This window comes from Alicyclobacillus mali NBRC 102425 (assembly GCF_001570745.1).
Classification (GTDB): Bacteria; Bacillota; Bacilli; order Alicyclobacillales; family Alicyclobacillaceae; genus Alicyclobacillus; species Alicyclobacillus mali.
On the sequence record NZ_BCSG01000032.1, the window covers coordinates 16725 to 38436 of the forward strand.

Consider the following 21712-nt stretch of genomic DNA (forward strand, 5'->3'; position numbering starts at 1 on the left):
GCGATACAAAATCGTCAGGGCGTGAATGCGATTTCTCTCGCAAGTCAAGTGAAGTATACGCCGGTCGAAAAAGTGTTGTCAACATGTTATGATTCACATCAGGAGACCGCCGAGAGAAGGGTGACGAACATGACCACGATGGCGGATGTCGCGAAGCGGGCAGGCGTGTCCATCATGACCGTTTCGCGCGTCGTGAACAACTCAGGCTACGTGAAGCCGTCGACGAGGCAAAAGGTCCTTGCGGCGATGCAGGAACTGAACTATGTACCGAAGTCTCAACAGTCCTCACCACACGACACGTGGATGCTCATCGTGCCGGATATCACCAATCCGTTCTTTACCTTCATTGCGCGGGGAATGGAGGATGTGGCTCGCAAACACGGATTCCGCGTTTTTATCGCGAACACGGACGAAGATCTGGATAAAGAACTGGAATACGTGCAGATGTGCCTCGAATACCAGGTGCGCGGCGCACTTGTCGTGCCGGTGGGCGATCCGTCGCGGGAGAATTTGATGCGGCTCACGGAACATCATGTGCCGTTTGTGCTTATCGATCGCGAGATTGACGGACTCGATGCGGACCTCGTCAAAGGTGACATTCGAGAGACCTCGCGCCGTCTCGTGGACCACTTGCTAGAACTCGGGCATCATCGCATCGCCGCCGTGGTGGGACCGCTGCACAGCGCCTCCAGCCGAGAGCGGCTGGACGGCTACCGCGACGCCCTGCTTCGAAGAGGACTTCCAGTGGATGAAAGTCTCATCTTTACGGCGCCCATGACGAGAGACATGGACGCCGCGTTCATCGACGAGCTCGCGCGCCGAGCCGACGCACCAAGCGCCCTGTTTCTCAGCAACATGTTTCAATATGCGCACATTGTGCGCAGGCTTCGCGCCCTTGGCCTGTCTATCCCCGAGGATATCAGCGTAGTCAGCTTCGGAAATACGGACGATCTCGCCTCCGTCGATTCCCTGGCGACGGCGGCCGTGCAGCCAGCGTACAACTACGGTTCGCTCGGTGCGCAGCTCCTGCTCGAGCGGATCGAAGGCGTGCGGAGAACTGCGACGCGCATCGTGCTCAATTCGGAAATCGTCGTGCGGCGTTCCACGGCGCCGCCTCGCGTCCGGGCGATCCAAGAGGGGTGACCGGCATCGGCCACCCCTCTATCGAACTAGTAAATACTGAAGTATTGTTCCCGCTCCCACTCCGTCACCTGTGTGCGGAACATGTTCCACTCAATGCGCTTTGCCTCGATGAAATGGAGCAGGACGTGATCGCCGAGAGCGTCCATGATCACTCCATCCCGCACCAGAGCGTCGAGCGCCTCGTTGAGGTTGGACGGCAGGCTTCGGATGCCCGCCTCCTCCTTTTCCGCTTCCGTCATCATGTAGATGTTCCGGTTGACGGGCGGCGGAGGCTCCAGTTCGCGCTCGATCCCGTCGAGCCCGGCGGCGAGCAGAGACGCGATGGCAAGGTATGGGTTGCAACTTGGGTCGGGGCTGCGGACCTCGACCCTCGTCGACATGCCGCGCGCGGCTGGGACGCGGACGAGCGGCGACCGGTTTTTCCCGCTCCACGCGATGTAGCTCGGCGCCTCATAGCCAGGCACGAGGCGCTTATAAGAGTTCACGAGCGGGTTGCAGATGGCCGTGAACGCCCGGGCGTGCTCCAGCAGCCCCGCGACGAATTGGAGCGCCGTCTCGCTGAGCCCCATCTCGCCTTCCGGATCGTAGAACGCGTTCTGGCCATCGCGGAACAGCGACAGGTGGGTGTGCATGCCGGAGCCGTTGATGCCATAGAGCGGCTTGGGCATGAACGTGGCGTGCAGCCCGTGCTCCCGCGCCACCGACTTGACGACCAGGCGGAAGGTCGTAAGGTTGTCCGCCGCCTCCACCGCTTCTGCGTAGCGAAAATCGATCTCATGCTGGCCCGGCGCGACCTCGTGGTGCGACGCCTCAATTTCGAACCCCATCTGCTCAAGCGCGAGCACGATGTCGCGGCGGCAGTTTTCGCCGAGATCGACCGGCGCCCAGTCGAAGTAACCCCCTTCGTCGTTGAGGTCAAGCGTGGGCTTGCCGTTTTCGTCCAGCTTAAAGAGGAAAAACTCCGGTTCAGGGCCAACATTGAAGGCCGAAAACCCCATCGCCCTGGCCTTCTCGCAGACGCGCTTGAGAACCGAGCGCGGATCGCCCGCAAACGGCGTCCCGTCCGGAAGGTTGACGTCACAAATGAGCCTGGCGACTCTCCCCTGCGGCGTGTCCCAAGGAAACACGAGCCACGTCGAGCGGTCCGGCGCCAGATACATGTCCGACTCCTCGATGCGGACAAACCCTTGAATCGACGATCCGTCAAACATGATGCGGTTGTCCAACGCCTTCGGCAGTTGATCGACCGGGATCTCCACGTTTTTCACAATTCCCAACAGGTCAGTGAACTGCAGGCGGACGTACCGCACGTCGTTCGCTTCGGCCAGTTTCAATATTTCTTCTTTTGTGTATTCTTTTCGCATACGATCCTCCCTCGCGGCTCAGTCAGCGGTGGCGATAAAAGCGTGACAGGTCTCCTTGGAACTCACCTGTTTGCCGCCGCTCCATCAGCTCGCGCTCCAGCCACTGATACACTTCGGAATCGGGCACATCCTTCGCGGACAGCGGTCGGCTCGATCTCGGCCGCCTGTCCTTGTCGAGAAGGTTGCGCTTCACGCTCGCGATGTTGTGGCCCTCGTCGAGCAACTGCCTGATCTGCATCAGGCGCTCCACGTCGGCGAACGAAAACTGCCTTTGATTTCCAGGCGTGCGCGCCGGCTGGATCAACCCGTGCTCTTCGTAATACCGGATTTGCCGTGCGCTGAGCCCCGTCAGCTTTTGCACCGTGCCAATCGAAAACAAGGGCATGTTCCTGCGCTCTTCCAAATCCACGGCGCGCCCCTCCCTGTGCGACCTGTTGAAACTTATCGTAACACGGAGGGCGCGCCGCGACAATCACTCACGTGATATTCTTTGACGCAAACGGCGCGATCGCGGCCACCACTCGCCGCACTGCCAGCACAACATGCTCGTACGTCAACCCACCCTGCACATACGCCACGTACGGCGGCCGCATCGGCGCGTCGGCCGTCAATTCGAGAGAAGCTCCCTGAATGAACGTCCCCGCGGCCATGACCACGGGATCTGCGTATCCGGCCATCGGCGCTGGTTCCGGGCGCACGTGCGCGTCGATAGGAGCGACGGACTGGATGGCCCGGCAGAAGGCCAGCAAGCGATCCGGCGCGCCAAGCTCCACCGACAAGATCAGGTCCGTTCGATCCTCCGCAGGACCCGGCGAGACCCGAAAGCCGAGCCCTTCAAGCGCGGCCGCCATGAGCCGCGACCCTTTCACCGCCTGGAGCACCGCATGCGGCGCGAGAAACAGCGCCTGGAACATGGTCAGAAGATAGGGACCCGTCGGGCCGTACTCCGCCGCCGTTCCCGGCGCCACAAGCCGCGCGGCGACGCGCTCCACGATGTCCCGCCGACCCACGACGTAGCCGCCCGTCGGACACAGCCCTGCGCCCGGGTTCTTGATGAGCGAGCCCATTGCGGCATCTGCGCCCACGTGACAGGGCTCGCGATCCTCCACGAACTCGCCGTAGCAGTTGTCCACCGCAATCCAAACATCCGGGCGCGCCGTTTTCACCGCCGAGAACGCGGTCGCCAGTTCCGCGATGGAAAACGAGCGCCGATCGCCGTAGCCCCGCGATCGCTGAAAAAGGACCATCCGCACCTCGGGTGCACGCACCGCCCGACCAAGGGCCGCAAGATCGATATCACCGTCCTCGTCGAGCCCCACGATCTCGACCTCGACGCCGAGCTCCGCGAGCGAGCCCGCGGCGGGTCGAAGCCCTAGCGCTGCGTGCAGCGTGTCGTACGGCACGCCGGTGGCGACAACCAGCCGCTGACCGGGCCGCAAACAGCCAAACAGCGCAAGGGCGATGGCATGCGTGCCCGAGACAATCTGCGGGCGCACCAAGGCGGCCTCTGTGCCAAACACGTCGGCGTAGATGGCCTCAAGCTTCTCCCGCCCCACGTCGCCGAGCCCGTACCCCGTGGATCCGACGAGATCGAGCTGCGCCACCTCGTGGCGCCAGAACGCCTCGAGCACGCGCTCCTGATTCGCAATCGCGACAGCCTCCGACCGGCGCTGATACGTCTCAATTTCCCGCTCGCACGATTCCACGTACGCGCGGACGTCGTCGAGCTTCCTGTCCACGTCCATCGTCAGTCCGCCTTCTCCTTCGCTTGATGCAGCCTCGCCTCAACTGCCCGGTACAGCGGTTCGAGATCTCCCGCCGCGGCACTTCCGTACACCGTCTGTTGCGCCTCGAGATCCGGAGGTGGCTGCCAGGCCGCGAGATCCATCTTGTTGTAGAACGTGATGAGGGGCTTGTCCAGTGCACGCAAGTCCGCGAGCACCTGCCGAGTGGCCCGAAGGTGCCGATCCGGCGCGCGCGAGGCGTCCACCACCAGGACGATCACGTCCGCGTACGCCACCTCCTCGAGCGTCGAGCGAAACGCCTCGACCAAATGGTGCGGCAGATGTTCCACGAATCCCACCGTGTCCGTCACCACGTACGGCTCGCCGCTCGGCGCAAATACGCGCCGCGCCGTCACGTCGAGCGTGTCAAACAGCCGATCCCGTCCGAAATTTTCGGCGACGCGTCCACGATCCCCTACCCACCGCGAGCGCACAGTCGTCTTTCCGGCGTTGGTATAGCCGACGAGCGCCACCACCGCGCTATCGCGGACGCGCCGCTGCCGCAACCGCGATCGGTGCGCCGACAGTTGAGCGAGCTGGCGCTCCATTTTTGAAATCCGGGCGCGAATCCGCCGCCGGTCGAGTTCGAGCTTCGTCTCGCCGGGCCCGCGCGTGCCGATGCCCCCGCCGAGGCGCGACCAGAGCGCTCCCCGTCCGGCAAGCCGCGGGAGCAAGTACTTGAGCTGCGCGATTTCCACCTGGAGCTTGCCCTCGCGGCTCACGGCCCGACGCGCGAAAATGTCGAGAATGAGGACGGTGCGGTCGACCACGCGCCGATGAACGGCATCTTCCACGTTGCGTGCCTGCGTCGGCCGCAATTCGCTGTCCGCCACCACGAGGTCCGCTCCCGTCGTCTCGACAAGTTGGCCCAAAGCCTCGACCTTGCCTTGCCCCAGATACCATCGCGCGTCCGGCGAGCGCCGCCGCTGCACAACGCTTCCCACCACCTGGGCTCCGGCCGCCTCACAGAGCCCGGTCAATTCTTCCACTCGGTACACGAGGTCTTCCGGCGTTTCATCGCCTCGCTGCCACACCAAGAGTACGGCCTTCTCACGTTCCACAGCGCTCGCGCTCCCCCTCCTCGTCCGTTGATCCTCCGCTATCATCGCAGATCGGGCAGCGCGCATCAAGCTGATAGCGCATGCGCAGAAGAAGCGGCGCTTCGGCGCGGCCGACCTGCCGGCCCGAATGGAATCCCGCGCGCCGCCCCGCGTGATATGACAAGGCGACGAGCACGAGCACAATCCCCGTCACGAGAGACGCGACCAAGGGCCCTCCCCCCTATCTTCCGGCACGAGGCGCGACGTCGTCGATTCGGAGACGACGGTGACCACAGCCAGCGCGATCAGGCCGACGAGACTCCACATGACTTCGGAGAAGATGGCCACGGCCATCGCGCCGAGAATGGTCAGAAGCACCTCCACGAGGCCAAAGCGAATCACCGCGTTCCATTGGCCCGTCTCCGCGTCCCGGAAACGGTCGACGAGATCGTCCAACCAGTCAACTGCGAGCATGAACGAAACCGACCAGAGGGCGCCGCGCCAGCCCACCATGAGCGCACACAGGCAAAGGGCTATGACGCTCTCCGCCCACGCCGGGAAATGAGACGGCAGTCGCTCAAGCGGACGCGCGAACATTCCAACCGCATACGCGCCTAAAAACGCGGCGAGGGCCGGCCCCTCGGCGAGGGCGACGGCACACGCCATGACGACCATCGCGTACGGAAGGGCGGCTCGACCAAAGCGCGCGGCGAGCGTGCGCTGCCCTTGGCAAAGGTCGTAGTCCACATCGAGCACATCATCCATCCACTTGACCGCGACGCCAGCCAGGAGAAGGGCGCCGAACAACCGTACGAGGTCAAGCCAGCTTCCATACATACCGCTTCACCTCGTCAAAGCCCACGCCCGTCTTCGCGGATGTCGGGATGATACGGGCATCGCGCAGTCGGCCTCGCAGCCATTCCACGCCCCGTTCCGCGAACGGCAGATCGATCTTGTTGGCGAGGACGAGATAGAACGCCTTCGTTCGGCCGATGGCCACCAGCTGTTCGTCGAGCGCGTGAAAGGGCGCTTCGCGTCTCTCCATGGAGCGCCCGATGTCCGCGGCGTCCACCACGTGCAGCACGGCCTTCGCCGCGACGAGCGCTCGGAGCGTCTGGCCCATCGCGCGGCGGACCACCTCGTCTCGGACGTGACCATCGGCCAAGCCGGCGCTGTCGACGATGTCCACAGCGCGCGAAACCTTTCCCCTTGCGACTGGAATCGTGAGCGTCTGGAGCGACCGCGTCGAATGAGGATCGCCCGACGTGAGCCAGCGCTCGGCCTCGCGGATGGGCAGTCTGCGCCTTTCTCTTCCGCCGTCCGTTCGTTCCACCATCCAGACCAACTCTTCGATACCCAGAGCGCGCGCCAGGCGAAGGCACGCGGAGGTCTTGCCTGCGTTGGCTCGCCCGACCACCACGACATCGCTCATCGCGCTTCATCTCCTTGCCAGTCCCGCGCCTCAATCAGCATGAGGGCGTCGCGCTTTGGCCTCGCTTCATCGAAGAGGCGCACCGCTTGACGCCGAATGGCGCGCTCCACCAGATTGCGAACGAACCTCGCATTGGAAAACGGGTCAAGGCGAGGCTCGCGAAGCGCTTGTTGAAGCAGGCTTCGCAGCGCCCATTCGGCCTCGGCAGTCATCCGATACTCTCGGCTGGCCAGAATCTTTTTCGCAATCTGCACGAGTTGGTCCACGCCGTAATCCGGAAACCGTATCTGGATTGGGAATCGGCTCGGCAGGCCCGGATTTGTGCTCAAGAACCAGCGCATCTCGCGCTCATACCCGGCCAAGATGACGATGAGTTCATGCTTGTGGTCCTCCATCGCCTTCACCAGGCAGTCGATGGCCTCGCGGCCGAAGTCCTTTTCGCCCCCGCGCGCGAGCGAATACGCTTCGTCGATGAACAGCACCCCGCCAAGCGCCTTCTGGATCTGCTCTCGCGTCTTCTGTGCCGTATGACCGATATACTCACCGACGAGGTCCGCGCGCTCGACCTCGACCAAATGTCCCTTCTCGAGCAGGCCACACTCGTGAAACATGCGCGCGAGGATGCGCGCAACGGTCGTCTTGCCAGTGCCGGGATTCCCGTAAAAGATCATGTGCAGCACGGTTGGATCGGCTTTCAACCGATGCTCCTGTCGCAACCGCTGCACGTACACGAGCGCGAAGATCTCCCGCACCACCCGTTTGACCTCGTCGAGGCCGACGAGATCGTCCAAGTCGCGCAGAAGTTCGTGAATGCGCCGCTTATCCATCGGCGGTGTGACCGAACTCGTCCCGTCGTTGACGCCCGAAATTCTGGCGAGCGCGTCATTCAAGTCGATGTGCCCCCGCTCATACAGGTCGATCACGCCCGCGGCGTGGCGCGCATCCACCGCGCGCGTGGTTCTGCGCCCCGTGTTTCGTGGTGTCATTCGCGTGTCACCCCTCACCTGGCCGGCAGCGCCGACCCACGCCTCAAGGTATGCGCCAGCGCGCCCATGGGTGATCGCCCATGACAGGCGAAAAAAACAGGGCCTATCCCACCGAAACGAGCGGTGGAAACGGCCCTTTGACGTCGTCTGAATTCTAGAATCGCCTGCGCTTGGATTTTCAATAGATGCCGGGCGCCGTCTCGGCGTAGTTGGTGGTGTCGACAGGCCACCACTTGATGCCAATGCTCGGCGCGACGCCGTCCGACCGGTTCTCCTGGATCAGGTTGGCTGGAACCGGGGTGTTGCGAATTTCAATCACGGTCTCGGCCGGGTTCGATGTGTAAAACGTCAGGCCGCGGACGTCGTTCAGCGTTGGCACGTACGCACCAAAGACGGGATCGAGAATCGCCAGGATGTGAATATACGCCTTTCCTTGCTCGTAGGTCACACGGTACGACACGTACTGCTGAACCACGTTGTAGTTGAGCAGGCGGCTCGTCCGCGTGACGAGAATCTTACCTTCGTAGTACTGCTGCGCGAGGCGCCGCAGTGCTTCCACCGCCGGCTGCGGTAACACGCCTGGATAGGTGGTGCCGCAAAGGTGTTGCGCCACAATGGAGTAGTCGTGATGGGCCTCGATTTCCTCCAGATGAGCCGGTGATAACTGTTCGTTGAGCCCAAACGGCGTCCAGTTCCATTCAGGATCTCCCTTGGCGTTGAATCCTTCGGATGTATAGCGCCAAAAGCCCCAGACTTCCCGGCCATCCGGCAGCTTCAAAGGGTAGATCATGGAACTCATGCCAAACTGATCGCTCGCGCCGTCCGGCCACACAAACCGGATGCCGTACGGAATCGTGATGTCCGTGTGGTAGTACTTGGACCAAGGGTTGGCACCCTGTTGATAGTTGTAGAACGGACTCTTGCCGTAGTCTCCGAAATTGTCCACATTCGACTTATTGCCATGATCCGTCCACACCGTGAGGTCGTCGCCATCCGCCTTGAGCGCGTCGATGGCTTGGACGGCAAGCTTGCGTGAGAAAAGAGTGTCGTTCGGATTTCTCTGGCTGAAATCGCCAAACGTATGCATGGTGTCGATCCAACCGACATGAATGTAATGATTCAGAATGGCGGCCGCGTACGGCTGATTCGACACCCCCTTGAACCAGCTCAGTTCGTCCGACATGGGCTCGTGGTTGATGTCCACGTATCCCGGCAAATTGTCTCCGTTGTACATAAAGAACGAGTCCGCGAAATCCAGTCCGAGACCCTTGCCGAGCGGCGTCATCTGCGTCGTGTTGATAAACTCGTGAATTAGATTGAATTTGCGCAGAGTCTCGCTATCCGCGTCGGACGAGATGGCAAGCATTGCGTCGTACGGATATGGAAACTTCCGCATGCCGTACACTTTCGGCGCAACGTGCGTGTTGACCACGGGATACGGCTGGCTTGGGACGGCTGGGTTCCCGGCCGGTCCGCCGCCGGTTTCTGAGGTCACATTGCTCCCGCCTGCAGGTGTGGAGGCGCTCGTGGGCGATGTTTGAGTCTGGTTGGTCAGCGCCCGCACCGCCACATCGGCGGCACCTTTCGCCTCTGGACCGCCCGTCACGCCACAACCTGTTACGCCCACTGCCGCGAGGCATAGCGCGGCAGACATCATTGAGATTTTGCCCTTCATCTTCCGCTTCCCCCGTATCTCTGGGTCTCGGCACGGGATGCGGTGCGTCACACCGCGTCCACCGCGCCCTTCCGCTACGAAGGTAGCGCGCCGAGTTCAAACTCACTTCAAGCGATTGGTGGAACTGAACCGACTTTCCGCCGCTGAACTCGAAGGTCTTTGTCCCGCCGATGTGACATACCCTTTCGGTGACGGAGATGTGGGGTGGAAGCGATGTCCAGAAGGCGACAATCATTCTTGCACGGTGCCGCGGTGCTTGCCTTTGCCGGGATCGTGACGCGTGTGATGGCGCTGGCCGTTCAAATGGTCATGGCCCGGACGATGGGTGCACAGGGTTTTGGCTTGTTTCAGACCATCAGCCCGCCATACCTGCTGCTCGTCACCCTCGCGACCTTTGGCCTCTCGCCCGCGGTCTCCAAGGTCCTCGCCGAACATCTCGCCGTCGGAGACGTCGCCCGAGCGCGCAAGGCCTGGCTCACGGCAAACGCCTGGAGCGCCATGTCCGGATTGGCCGTGGTATTCCTTGCCTTTGCCCTGTCTCCACACCTGCCGCGCTTCATGGATCCCCGGGCCATCCCGGCCTTTCTGGCCATGGTCTTTCGCATTCCCATCGTTTGTCTCTCGTCGGTGATGAGCGGTTTTTATATGGGGGTACAAAACCAGACACCGCCGGCGCTCGCGTGGATCGTCGAGACGACAGTGCGGGCGGCGGCGTCCGTGCCGCTCATGATCTGGATGAGCCCGTGGGGGGTTCGATACGGAGCTCTCGCCCTGGTCATCGGCGGAGGCTTGGGTGAACTCGCAGGATATCTGACCATGCTTTGCACCTATTGGCTTCGGGACCGCCGTCTGCTCTCCGCGGACGCTCCCGCAAGACGGTCCAACCGAGGTGTGTTTCGCGATCTCGCCCAGGTCGCCGTGCCCACCATGCTCGCCAACGCCCTGGGAGTCGTCGCATTCGCCGTGGAGCCCACGGTTATGTATCGGGCGTTTCTCGACGCCGGAGTCCCACGGCGAGAAGCCACGGCGATGTACGGGGCGTTTGGCATGGCCATGGAGCTCTTGTTTATGCCGACGGTGCTGTCCGGCGCCATCTCTTCCGTCATCGTGCCGGCCATCTCGGAAGCGAAGGCGCTCTGCGATCACCGGCTTGTGGCGCGCCGCATCGCCCAAGCCATGCATGCCGCGATGTTCGTCGCGCTGTTCGCGGTCGCATTTTTCGTCGCGTCGGGCGAGGACGCGGCCACGGCGCTCTATCGAAACCCAACCGCCGGACAACTGCTCACCTACCTCGCGCCGTCCTGCCTCTTTTTCTACTTGAGCGATCCGCTCTTCGCCGTCCTCCAAGGGCTGAATCGGGCGTTTGTCTCGACGGTCATCACGTTTGTTTCGAGCGCCGTTCGGCTCGCCTGCATGTACGAATTCGTCGCCATGGGCCACCAGGGCATCCACGGGCTGGCTTCTGCAGTGGCCACGAGCGGCATTGTCGCGGCGGTGCTCGCGATGCTCGCCGTGAGGCGGTATCACGAGCTGGATATCGACCTGAAGATCAGCGTCAAAATGGCCGTCGCCGCCGCGGTGGCGTGGATCCCGATGAGCGCCGTGCAAAATCGCGCGGCCGACCAGTCGGCGTGGACTCAATTTGCCCTCTGCGCCATTGCCGGCATGGTCACCTATATCGTTTCTGCCATGTACCTGCGGCTCGCCAGCGTGGACGAGATCGCGCGCATCCCGCTCGTCGGCCAACCCCTGGCGCGTGTCATGCGCCGACTGCCGTTTCTCGGCGCTTAGCCTCCGTCGAGGCTGGGTCTCAGGCGGGATCGTATCCGTTCGGGTTCTGCGACTGCCAGCGCCAGGTGTCTCGGCACATCGCATCGAGGTCCTGCGTCGCCTTCCAACCGAGCACGCGCTCCGCTTTTGAAGGGTCAGCGTAACTCACCGCTGCGTCTCCAGGGCGCCTCGGACCGATCCGGTATGGAATGCTTCTCCCGCTGGCGCGCTCAAACGCGCGAATGACCTCGAGTACACTGGATCCTTTCCCAGTTCCAAGGTTGAAGGCTTCCGCTCCTGCGTGCGACAACACCCAGTCGAGCGCGCGCACGTGACCGACGGCGAGGTCCATGACGTGAATGTAATCGCGAACACCCGTGCCATCTGGCGTCGGGTAGTCGTCGCCAAACACAACGACCTCCGGACGCTTGCCAACAGCCACCTGCGCCACATAGGGGACCAGGTTGTTCGGAATGCCTTGTGGGTCCTCGCCGATCCGGCCCGAGGGATGCGCCCCAACCGGATTGAAGTACCGCAGGAGAGCCGCGCCAAACCCCTCGGCCGCCGCCGCGACGTCGCGCAGAACCTGCTCGATCATCGCCTTGGTCTGGCCGTACGGATTGACGGGCGAGATGGGCATGTCTTCCTTCAACGGCATCTCGTTTGAAGCCCCGTACACAGTTGCGGACGAACTGAACACGATTTTCTTCACGCCATGTCGCGCCATGGATTCCAGAAGATTTAGGGTGCTGCCGAGGTTATTCCGATAGTAGCGCAGGGGCTCTGCGACCGACTCGCCGACAGCTTTCAGGCCGGCGAAGTGAATGACAGCTCGAAACTCGTAGCTGTGAAACACGTCGTCCAGCGCACCGGCGTCGAGCATGTCCACCGAGTGCACCGGGAACGATTTGCCGGCGATCTCGGCAACGCGCCGCATCGCCTCTGGTTTGGAATTCGCGAAGTTGTCGATGGCGACGATGTCATACCCGGATTCCAGCAACGCCACGCACGTGTGCGAACCGATGTATCCGGCCGCTCCCGTTACCAAAATCATTCGTTCACCCCCAGCGAAGTAGGACCACGACCACTATACCAAAAACGGCGCATGTCGCGATCCGCCCTCACCGAGGCGCTTCAACGCGCGCGACGGCGACTGCGAAGAACCGTGGGCACGCCGCCCAAGTTGCTCGACGGCCAGCGGATGAGAACGTCCCGCATCCCGTCCCTCCATGCGAAGGGAATGAGTGGCCACAGATACGGCTTGCCGAACGACTTGGTGGTGAGGAGCAGGAGGAACCAAGAGGCCGTGCTCAACAGAAAACCGCCCCAGTTCAGCGCCGCGGTCCACAGCATGATCCAGATGCGCGCCATCTGGTTGGCGGATGCCAGCTCGAACGACGAGGTTGCGTACTGCGCCAGCATCACGAAGCCCATGTACACGAGCACCTCGGGCTGAAGCAGCTGAATCTGCGTGGAAAACTGCCCAAACAGCAAGGCTGACACGATGCCAATGGCGTTCGAAAGCGTGACGGGAACATTTAAGACCGCCAGCCGCAGCACGTCGAGCGCAAACTCCGCCAACAGCAGTTGCGCCCAGAGTGGCAGCGGATCGTTCCGACTCGCCATAAAGAACTTTGCCCAGGATGGGAGAAGTCCCGGGTGCTGGTTCGCGAGCATGAAGATGCCCGGCAGAAACACGCTCATGAAGACCGAGATGACGATAATCCAGCGCAGGTACGTGCCGACGAGCGGAAACGAATGATATTCCTGCGGATGCTGAATGTGCTGAAAGAAGGTCGTGGGTGCGATAATCACCTCGGCCGTCGCATCGACGACGATCACGACATGCCCTTCGATGAGCGCTGTGGCTGCGACATCTGGCCGTTCGGTGTAGCGCACGATGGGATACGGGTTCCACTTCACCTTGCCGATGAGATCGACCAGCTGCTGTTCGCCCATCATCATACCGCCTGTCTTGACGCTGCGGAGCAGCTCTCGGATGGCCGAGACGGTCTCCTCGTCAGCCACATCCTTCAGGTACATCAGGCTCACGTCGGTCTGGCCGCGATCGCCCACCTGGTACAACTCGTTGCGCAGGCGTGGATCGCGGAGCCGGCGGCGGATGAGCGTCGTGTTCATCAGCATGGTCTCGGTGAATCCGTCGTGGTTGCCGCGGATCACGCGCTCGATCATGGGTGGCTCAATGCCGCGCATCGGATAAACGCGCGTATCGACCACAAGCACTTTGTCGTAACCGTCGATAAAGGTCACGAGCGGGCCGGAGAGGATAAAGCGGACCGCATCCGACATCTGATTCACGACTTGCACCTGCACGAAATCGATGTGCGTATTGAGGTAAAAGACGAGTTCCTCGATGTCGTACGCCTGGCCCTGACGCTCTCGCTCAAACGCCTCGACGTTGCGGTGAAAGCTGTCGAGCACGAGGACGACGTTCATGGTGAGAAAGAAGCCGTTGGTCACATACGACATCATGTTCAGGCGGCCGTACCGAAACGGCTTGGCCATGATGTCCCACGTGGTGCCGATGCCGAGGAGCTGATGGATGTAATTGACGTTCTGCTCCAAGGTCCGACTGATGGGTTGGCTCACCAAGGGCTCGGCCGACTGTCGCATCATGGTACCTCCTCCACCTTTCATCCATGTGCATGTCCCATCCTAACCATGCCTTGGATTCCGCGTTTTTATGTGTTTTGGAGCCTGCGCGGGCGTTTGGTTCTGACCATCTGCGCGGTGCGAAGCGCGTACAGCGCACCGGGAAGGAGGACGACGGTCAACAGAAAGTAGCCTGGGACGTCCCGCAGGATAAAGTTCGTCACGTCAAACACGTTTCGAAACAAGTAATTCGACAGCGACCACCCGAGCAGGGCGACGGGTATCGGTATCCAGGTGCGCTCGGGCGATCGGCTCACATCCTTCACCGCTTCTCCCACAGCGAGTTGAAGGGCTGCGAGCTTGAGGACGAGCGTGATGGCCACGCCCATGACGTACAGCGTGTCCAGGCGTTCGACGAACTTGCCTTGTCGGATGGCTCGCACGAGTTCGAGCACCGGATAATTCAAGTAGCGGGCCGGATCGCCGAGCACGCCCACGGTGAGCGTCACGAGGGCGGACAGGACGAAGGCGCTGATGGCCCCCGCGATGAGGATGTCCCACGGCAACGTGCGCGGACTGCGGAGCGCCGGCACCCACTGCAGGGCAATGGAGAATTCGAGCCCGTAGGCGAACGCTGGCACGACGGCCGCGTGCCACGCTGCACCGGCGGGATCGCCGAGGAGCGGCTGAAAGGGCGACGCGTCAAACAGGCGTGCGGCGAGCAGAAACAGGACAGGGGAAACCACAGCAGCGAGTGGAACAATGAACTCGTTGACACGCGCCACGACTTCAATGCCGAGGTACGCGAGGTACATGGACACCGCAAACGCGATGGCGCTGAGAAGAAAATCCGGCGTGTTCGGCAAGACGGAGATGCCGATGAAGGCGCTCATCTCGCGGCCGATGGTGGCCATGGTGATGAAACCGTAGGCGAGGTACCAAATTCCAAACATGCGGCCAAGCACAGGGCCGAGCACGTCGATGGCGGCCTGGGTGAGACTTCGCCCCGGAAACAGGCGCACATGCGCGAGCGAGACGAGGGAGCACATGACGGCGCCCAAGAGCAGGCCGAAGGCCGCAACCCATGCGTCCCGAAGCGTGAATTGGGCGATGGTCCCGGGCATGGTGACGATGCCCGTGCCGAGAACGGTCCAGATGAGCATGAGAATCAGCTGATAGCGAGACACCTGAACCACGACGAGTCATTCCTCCTGTAGCACGCCCTGCCCCCCGTACAACCAGGCGCTCGGGCCGGAAAACGCAAGGTCGAGCAGGTGAAGCGGGCCGAGTTTCGGCCACCAATGGAGATCGGCCGCGATCGCCACGCCGATGGCTAGCGAGGTCAGAAGGAACCACGCGAGCCACTCGCGCCACGAACCAGGGACCCAGCGGCGAAAGTCCACCAAGGCAGCGAGAACGGCCCACAGCACCGCCCATACGCTCGTCATCTCAGTCGCCGCCTCCCTTCGCGTCATTCGCAAAAGGCGTCGTGCTCGCGAGCTGTCCATGGACGATGTGGGCTTCGATGTCATACACCACACGGATGCGCTTCCAGTCGCCTTCGGACAGGTTCATCCCGTGTTCTGCGCATGCGTTCGCCAAGCCAAACGCGTCCATGTCGACGGCGCGGGCGTGGTCGAGCGCCTCTGCGAGGCGATGTTTGACGTCCTTGCAAATTGATTCCTCCAGGCCAGCGAACGATTCGGCGCTCATCTTCTCGTTCGCCTGCCAACGCTCAACCTCACCCGTCCCGCGCCAGACCACACGCACGGTCGGGTGAACGCGGGGGCCATCCACCGCGAGCCGCGTGGATGTGCGCAGCCAATGCACCCCGACGAACGCCTGTCGACCGCCTTCGCTCCAGGCAACCGTCTGCCGCACATCGAATGTCCGCCCAAGCCACCATGCGTTGTCCAGCAACCGAGCGCGATCGACCACATCCACCCTGCCATCCCGCCGCAGATAGGCCAATCCCTCGATTTCGGGCGATCCGTCCGGCCCCTCGCCGACGACCGCAAGCGGCGCAACACCCGAAGGTCTGAGCAGTGCCTTGACCACGTGCAGTTCGTCACTCGCGAGACACGCCTCTCTGCGCGACGCCTCGTCAACGAGATCGCGGATCACGAGCGAGACGGGCTCGCTCTGACCTGTCGCGCCGCGCAGCACTTCCTCGGCGGACGTCGGCGTGACCACCCAGAGCTGGCTCCGGCGCAATTGGCGATTTCGCTCCAGGGCGTCGGCAATCATGGTGAAGTCACGCAGGGCGCCTTTCGAGAACAGCACGATCGCGTTGTGTTGAAGGTAGAGCGAATGGGAGAGCTTCGCCTGAAGGGCGCCCATGGCGTCTTCGAACGTCGGTGCTGCGGCCGAAACGATCCAATCCGGCGCGTTGCCCTGTGTGCTGGCGCTTCCACCCGTCGCTGGGTTGCCAGCGCCTCCTGGCTGAACGAGGTCCATGGAGAGCGCAACATGCCCTTCTTGCCGATCGACGCCCATGCCCGTTGCAATGTACAGGTGATCGATGTCGTTGTAATCGCACCCGGTCGCAAGGGCGGCACAGAGCAAGGCGGCCGTGATCGCGCGCTGGCGCTTGCTCACGGTCACCCATTTCGTCACGGACGCCACCTCCGCCCCCGGCGCCACTTACCCGCCGTATGCCTCGGGACGCGATCGCGCTCGACCGGTTCGAACTGGCGCGGCCTGCCCTGCATCATCCACCACGGCGCGCGAATGATCACGTCCTTCATATCGCGGGTGATGTTCGGAGCGACGGGCGCGAGATACGGCACACCGAACGATCGGAGGGACGCCATGCGGCCCAAAAGCGCGATGCCAAGCATCAGAATCCCATATAGGCCAAAGAGACCCGCCGCCATCACGAACGGAAACTGGAGGAGTCTCGCCGCCTGCACGAGGCCCAGGGCGGGCAGCGTAAACGACGCCACGCCCGTGGCCGACACGATGATCACCATGCCCGGTGACACGAGCCCTGCTCGCACGGCCGCATCGCCAATCACGAGCGTCCCGACAATGCTCACCGACTGGCCCACCGCGCGCGGCAAGCGGGTGCCGGCCTCGCGAAGTGCCTCGAAAGCCACCATCATGCCGAGCGCCTCAATGACCGTCGGAAACGGAATGCCCGAGTGTTGTGCCGCCACGCTCACCAAAAGCGGCGTCGGCAACAAGTCCTGGTTGTACGTCAAGAGCGCCACATACAGCGCCGGCAAGAGCACGGAACTCCAAAACATGAGGTGCCGCAGGAGGCGAAGCGGCAGGGCAAGCGAATAGTGCATGTAGTAGTCTTCGGGCGAACTCAGATTCATGGCGAAGGTCACAGGCACCATGAGACACGTCGGCGATCCGTCCGTGATCATCGCCACGCGCCCTTCCATCAACCCCGCCACCACGCGATCCGGCCGTTCCGTCTCCTCCGTCGTGGGGAACACCGAGAAGCGAGGGTCGTTGATGAACTCGCGCACCTCGTTGATGTCCGCGACATAGTCGACGCGAATCTGCGCGATCCGCCTCCGAACCTCGCGCAGCAGATCGGACTTCACCACGCCTTCTTCATACAGGATCGCCATCTGGCACGGCGACGTCTCGCCGATGGTGAACGTCTCGATCTTCAACCGCGGCGACTTGAGGCGCTTGCGCACCATGGCCAGGTTGACGGACAGGCTTTCGATGAACGCTTCCTGCGGGCCGTGAAGGGTGGGTTCGTTCTCGGAACGGTCCACGGACCTGGCCGGCACTCGATCGAGCCGCCATGCCTCCGCCGAACTTGCCCCATCTCGGACGATCACGGCGCATCCGTCGAGCACAGCCCGAACGGCAGCGGAGAGGGTCCCCACCTCCTCCGTCGCAACTCCCGGACGCGGGATCTCCCGCCGCCCGCGGGGACCTCCGGAGTCGCGCAGGGCGAGCAGCGCCTCCTGCAACTTATCGGCGTCCACCAGCCCTTCGAGCCACACCGCGACGCCCGTATCTCGCTGCGTCGACCAGGGTTGCACACGGAGGTCGGGACACGGCTCGAGGCGTTTTGCTATCTGTTTCGCCACTTCCGCGGCCCTGCGTGCCAGGATATCCTGCTCCAAGCTCACCCACACCTCGCAATCCGGCCTCTCACCTCTTAACTTGTAGAAACCCAACTGTTTTCATGTGTGGAATTTGGACGCCAAACAAAAACAGGGCCGCCCCCGAGTGCCCTGCACTCGAGAACGCCCCTGTTCACATGGTCAGCCGTGCGACGCCATCTTTGCGATCAGCCGTGCACCGCCGAGAACCCCGGGACTCCATCGAAGGTATAGAGGTTTTCGGTCTTGATGACGTCGAATCCCGCCTCGACAATCCTCCGCTGCAACTCCACAACCTCCGCGGCCTGAACGGGCGCGCCGCCTTCCTTGCGGAACCGACACCGCCAGTGATCCGTGCAGAACGTCTCCGGAAGACCGTTCGGCCACACCTTGATCCCGCGGTTCGTGATGACCTCGAGCTTCAACTCGTCCACGTGAATCTGGCTCAGGTTGCTGCCGAGATCGTCCGGAGCCCCCGGGCCCCAGTCGAGGAACACGTCCACGCCGACGAGCTGCTTTTCAGCCTTCGGCCCCGGTTGCCACGTGCGTCTCGCAATGGCAGCCGCGTCCTCCCGGTACGACACGGGCTTCAGGATCTGCGGGCGCTCGCCCAACCGCTCGATCACGGCGTCCGCAAACGCGTCGGTCCCCACCAGCTTTTTGCTGGAACCCTCGCGGTAAATGTCGCGCGTGTGAATGCCGTCCTCAATGGTGCGGAGCCACGCCAGGTGAACCCTTTCCGCCACGGCCGGCTGCCCGATGTGAATCAGCATCATGACGGCTGCGAGCAGGAGGCCCGAAGGATTGGCGATGTTCTGGCCCGCGATGTCCGGCGCAGAGCCATGAATCGCCTCGAACATCGCAAACCCGTCGCCGATGTTGGCCGACGGCGCCAGACCCACCGAGCCGGACAACTCCGCCGTCACGTCAGACAGGATATCGCCGTACAGGTTCGGCATGACCACCACGTCGAACCGCTCTGGCGTGTTAGCCAAGCGCGCCGCGCCAATGTCCACGATCATCGTCTCGTGCTCGAGATCTGGGTACTCAGCCGCGATGCGCTCGAACTCCTTGTGGAAGAGACCATCCGTGAACTTCATAATGTTGTCCTTCACAAAGCACGTGACCTTCTTGCGCCCATTCGCGCGCGCATAATCAAACGCGTACCGGATGACGCGCTCAGACCCCGGCTGCGTGATGAGCTTCAGACACTGGTACACCTGCTGCGTCTGACGATGCTCAATGCCCGCGTAGAGGTCTTCCTCGTTCTCGCGGATGATAATCAGATCCATCTTCGGATGCGTCGTCTCCACAAACGGGCTGTACGCAACCGTCGGCCGCACGTTGGCGTACAAGTTCAGGGCCTTGCGGAGCGTCACGTTCAGGCTCTTGTAGCCCCCGCCCTGCGGCGTCGTGATGGGGGCCTTGAGAAGCACGTGCGTCCGCCGCACGCTGTCCCAAGCCTTGGGATCCATCCCGTTGTCAATGCCGCGTTTATACACCTTCTCGCCGATCTCGACCGTCTCAATGTCGAGTTCTGCACCCGCAGCTTCCAAAATGCGCAGGGTCGCAGTCATGATTTCGGGACCAATTCCATCTCCAAACGCAACGGTAATAGGTGTTTTCGCCATAGAGAAGACCCCTTCAATCACAAATTCAATCCCGATCCGTCATCGGTACGACCGTAGTGTATCATAGCTCACACAAGCTCCGCATTGTCAACCAATCGTGAAAAGTCTTCTACCATATGGTGAACAGATTTTTACTGAACATTCACATCATATTCTATGAATTTCCTAGTGCGTGACGTAGTATGTTCATCGGGACGAAGGCGCCCGTGACGACTAAAAAAAGGGTAAGCGTAAACTGAGACCCACGTGGCTTTCATCCTCTCGTCGCTTGAAAATGTCATCAACAAGCCACGGGAGGGTTCTTGTATGCGAGAGCACATGACTCATCACGAGCGTCGTGAACTTTGGCGCTGAACGTATCGCTGCCTTCTACGACAGTGGCCTGTCCGCTCGCCAGTTCTGCGCTGAGCACGGTCTGAAACCCCATCAGTTCTGGTACTGGCTTCGCCGACCGAAACGAAACCACACCTAGTACGCACGACACGACGTTCGTGTCGATCGTGATGATCTCATCACCTTCGAACACAGGCCGTTCGCCTGACCCTGTGCATTGGTGCGATCGAGATTGAGTCCAGCCTGGCTGCGACGCCTCGACACTTGCTGAGCTCATTCAGCTCGGAACGCACGTTTGCTCGCCTTCGACTGGACTTCGGAACACCGCAACCGTCTTATGAGGGACGGCGTACGTCAAACATGATACCGTTCGATCGCATTCTCACGAAAAGCAGGCTGAACTAAGTCCTCTTGCCAGCAAGTTGAGCAATGCACCGTTCATTGTCGTTAAGAGAATCCGCAATCAAGTCTTACATCTTTAAACAACCAAACTACCTTTGTTTACTCCGTAATGCGATTAATACTTGACGGTAAGACGGATTTTTCCCATACAGCAATACACCCATGCGATATATCTTTGCAGATAGCCAGCCAAAGAACCCTATTGAAACCACTATAATCAAAAGAGAAAGAATAATTTCTCCCGGCGGCACGCTGGTCATTGACACACGGACAAACATGAACATTGGTGCAAAGAACGGAATGAACGATCCGATAGTAATCAATTGGTTCGTTGGAGATTGCTCCGAGTAAATCGCACCAAGAAACGCAACGATCATTAGCAGCGTTAACGGCAACATACTTTGAGTGACGTCCTCACTTCGACTCACCAACGAACCAAGGGCTGCGTAAAGCGTGGCATAAAAGAAGTATCCTAGGACAAAAAATACAAAGTATAGGACCAAAACGCGCAGTGGAATAGCCGAAAAATCAACAGGCATTCCACCCAATGACCATAACGGTGATGGTGATAAGTTATAACAAATCACAAAGAACACAATATAGACAAGAAATTGAAGCAAACCAGCTAAGCCAACACCAATAACCTTACCAAACATGAGGTGTACCGGTTTAACGGATGTGATCAGCAGTTCCATCACCCTTGAACTCTTCTCTACTGCAACAGAGGTGGAGATTGATGAACCATAAAGTAGAATGGACATGTACAGCAGCAACACCATCAACATCACGGGAACAAATGTCTTCGTATTATCACCGGAACTTCCCGTATACACCTGAGTCGCTATCAAATTTACGTTGGCAGTTAATGCCTCCCTTTGATCACTACTCAAATGAAGAGATTGTATTTTACGTGTCGTATAAACATATTGAATAAATTGTCGAATTTCCGTGGTTATGGATAGTGGTTGTGGTCCAATGTACACATGAACCGCAGGTACTTGATTCACGGAGTTTTGGATAACAACCAACCCATCAAGTTTCCCATTCTTAACAAGATTTTTATCAGCGAGAAACTGAGATTGCGTCGAAATACGCCACTGATAACTACCAGAAACGAATTTCCGGAAATTTTCAGCTGAATATTCCTGGTCCCTTGTGTTGTTAATAACTATCAACGTTCCTTGATGCTGATGATAGAACTTATGGTAAATGGACGGTGCAAAAGCAAGGATCGCCATGCATAGTAACCCGCACAACGTAGTAATCAAGTAAACGCGAGATTTGAACCGCTCTGCGAACGAATAAGATAATACAGACCAAAACGCCTTCATCTAACGCCCCATCCTATCTAAGTAGATTTGATGTAAAGAAGGCTCGACGATCTCGAAGTGATCAACTGATATATCGAGATGCGCCAAGCGCTTCAGTATCTCTCTTGCGTGAGTTGCGTCCTTGATCTTTATTGA

Annotated in this window: 21 protein-coding genes; 2 read left to right on the forward strand and 19 right to left on the reverse strand. The window is 60.7% G+C overall.

Annotation, left to right across the window (positions count from 1 at the left end; genetic code table 11):
* Nucleotides 1–129 precede the first annotated feature (129 nt).
* Nucleotides 130–1143, forward strand: a complete 1014-nt coding sequence (locus tag AMA01_RS11120; RefSeq protein ID WP_067850964.1) for a substrate-binding domain-containing protein — start codon at nt 130–132, stop codon at nt 1141–1143.
* A gap of 26 nt (nt 1144–1169) precedes the next feature.
* On the opposite strand, the gene glnA is transcribed toward AMA01_RS11120, so the two are convergent.
* The 9 genes from glnA to AMA01_RS11165 all read right to left on the reverse strand — a co-directional run bounded on the left by glnA (nt 1170) and on the right by AMA01_RS11165 (nt 9424).
* Nucleotides 1170–2507 (reverse strand): type I glutamate--ammonia ligase, encoded by a 1338-nt coding sequence (gene glnA / locus AMA01_RS11125; RefSeq protein ID WP_067850966.1) that lies wholly within the window; start codon nt 2505–2507, stop codon nt 1170–1172.
* A 22-nt stretch (nt 2508–2529) separates the two neighbouring features.
* Entirely contained in the window at nt 2530–2916 is a 387-nt protein-coding gene (locus tag AMA01_RS11130; protein WP_067850968.1) for a MerR family transcriptional regulator, read from the reverse strand.
* A gap of 67 nt (nt 2917–2983) precedes the next feature.
* Nucleotides 2984–4252 carry a methionine gamma-lyase family protein gene (locus AMA01_RS11135; RefSeq protein ID WP_067850970.1) on the reverse strand — a complete coding sequence of 423 codons (1269 nt, stop codon included), beginning with the start codon at nt 4250–4252 and terminating at the stop codon, nt 2984–2986.
* A 2-nt stretch (nt 4253–4254) separates the two neighbouring features.
* Complete coding sequence (gene hflX / locus AMA01_RS11140; RefSeq protein ID WP_067850973.1) at nt 4255–5352, reverse strand: GTPase HflX; 1098 nt, start codon at nt 5350–5352, stop codon at nt 4255–4257.
* Nucleotides 5342–5560 carry a hypothetical protein gene (locus AMA01_RS11145; RefSeq protein WP_067850975.1) on the reverse strand — a complete coding sequence of 73 codons (219 nt, stop codon included), beginning with the start codon at nt 5558–5560 and terminating at the stop codon, nt 5342–5344. Before AMA01_RS11145 ends, hflX begins: the two co-directional genes overlap by 11 nt.
* Nucleotides 5542–6168 (reverse strand): hypothetical protein, encoded by a 627-nt coding sequence (locus tag AMA01_RS11150; protein WP_067850977.1) that lies wholly within the window; start codon nt 6166–6168, stop codon nt 5542–5544. Before AMA01_RS11150 ends, AMA01_RS11145 begins: the two co-directional genes overlap by 19 nt.
* The gene (locus AMA01_RS11155) at nt 6149–6763 is read right to left on the reverse strand and encodes a GTPase domain-containing protein (protein ID WP_067850979.1); all 615 of its coding nucleotides are present in this window, start codon (nt 6761–6763) and stop codon (nt 6149–6151) included. The genes AMA01_RS11150 and AMA01_RS11155 overlap by 20 nt, the downstream gene beginning before the upstream one ends.
* Nucleotides 6760–7749, reverse strand: a complete 990-nt coding sequence (locus tag AMA01_RS11160) for an AAA family ATPase (RefSeq protein WP_067850981.1) — start codon at nt 7747–7749, stop codon at nt 6760–6762. The genes AMA01_RS11155 and AMA01_RS11160 overlap by 4 nt, the downstream gene beginning before the upstream one ends.
* Nucleotides 7750–7927: 178 nt before the next feature.
* Nucleotides 7928–9424 carry a hypothetical protein gene (locus AMA01_RS11165; protein ID WP_067850983.1) on the reverse strand — a complete coding sequence of 499 codons (1497 nt, stop codon included), beginning with the start codon at nt 9422–9424 and terminating at the stop codon, nt 7928–7930.
* Nucleotides 9425–9637: 213 nt separating this feature from the next.
* Here AMA01_RS11165 and AMA01_RS11170 point away from each other — a divergent pair, with 213 nt between their 5' ends.
* Nucleotides 9638–11215: a putative polysaccharide biosynthesis protein gene (locus AMA01_RS11170; protein WP_067851000.1), complete on the forward strand. Its 1578-nt coding sequence runs from the start codon at nt 9638–9640 to the stop codon at nt 11213–11215.
* Between the two features lie 19 nt (nt 11216–11234).
* Here the strand turns inward: AMA01_RS11170 and galE are convergent, their stop codons facing one another.
* From galE to AMA01_RS14285, 10 genes are all read right to left on the reverse strand, one after another.
* Nucleotides 11235–12248 (reverse strand): UDP-glucose 4-epimerase GalE, encoded by a 1014-nt coding sequence (gene galE / locus AMA01_RS11175; RefSeq protein ID WP_067850984.1) that lies wholly within the window; start codon nt 12246–12248, stop codon nt 11235–11237.
* Nucleotides 12249–12328: 80 nt separating this feature from the next.
* Entirely contained in the window at nt 12329–13831 is a 1503-nt protein-coding gene (locus AMA01_RS11180) for a spore germination protein (RefSeq protein WP_230087899.1), read from the reverse strand.
* A gap of 65 nt (nt 13832–13896) precedes the next feature.
* Nucleotides 13897–15003, reverse strand: coding sequence for a GerAB/ArcD/ProY family transporter (locus AMA01_RS11185; RefSeq protein ID WP_067850988.1), 1107 nt, complete (start codon nt 15001–15003; stop codon nt 13897–13899).
* A gap of 6 nt (nt 15004–15009) precedes the next feature.
* On the reverse strand, nt 15010–15255 hold the full coding sequence (locus AMA01_RS11190) for a hypothetical protein (protein WP_067850990.1): 246 nt from the start codon (nt 15253–15255) through the stop codon (nt 15010–15012).
* A 1-nt stretch (nt 15256) separates the two neighbouring features.
* Complete coding sequence (locus AMA01_RS11195) at nt 15257–16423, reverse strand: Ger(x)C family spore germination protein (RefSeq protein ID WP_067851005.1); 1167 nt, start codon at nt 16421–16423, stop codon at nt 15257–15259.
* The gene (locus AMA01_RS11200; RefSeq protein ID WP_067851003.1) at nt 16420–17907 is read right to left on the reverse strand and encodes a spore germination protein; all 1488 of its coding nucleotides are present in this window, start codon (nt 17905–17907) and stop codon (nt 16420–16422) included. Before AMA01_RS11200 ends, AMA01_RS11195 begins: the two co-directional genes overlap by 4 nt.
* 161 nt (nt 17908–18068) lie before the next feature.
* On the reverse strand, nt 18069–19511 hold the full coding sequence (locus tag AMA01_RS11205; protein WP_067850992.1) for an NADP-dependent isocitrate dehydrogenase: 1443 nt from the start codon (nt 19509–19511) through the stop codon (nt 18069–18071).
* A 280-nt stretch (nt 19512–19791) separates the two neighbouring features.
* The gene (locus tag AMA01_RS13950; RefSeq protein WP_195867361.1) at nt 19792–20037 is read right to left on the reverse strand and encodes a hypothetical protein; all 246 of its coding nucleotides are present in this window, start codon (nt 20035–20037) and stop codon (nt 19792–19794) included.
* A 298-nt stretch (nt 20038–20335) separates the two neighbouring features.
* Nucleotides 20336–21577 carry an ABC transporter permease gene (locus AMA01_RS13660; protein ID WP_082744154.1) on the reverse strand — a complete coding sequence of 414 codons (1242 nt, stop codon included), beginning with the start codon at nt 21575–21577 and terminating at the stop codon, nt 20336–20338.
* Complete coding sequence (locus tag AMA01_RS14285) at nt 21578–21709, reverse strand: ATP-binding protein DrrA1-3 family domain-containing protein (protein ID WP_376738339.1); 132 nt, start codon at nt 21707–21709, stop codon at nt 21578–21580.
* Between the last annotated feature and the right edge of the window lie 3 nt (nt 21710–21712).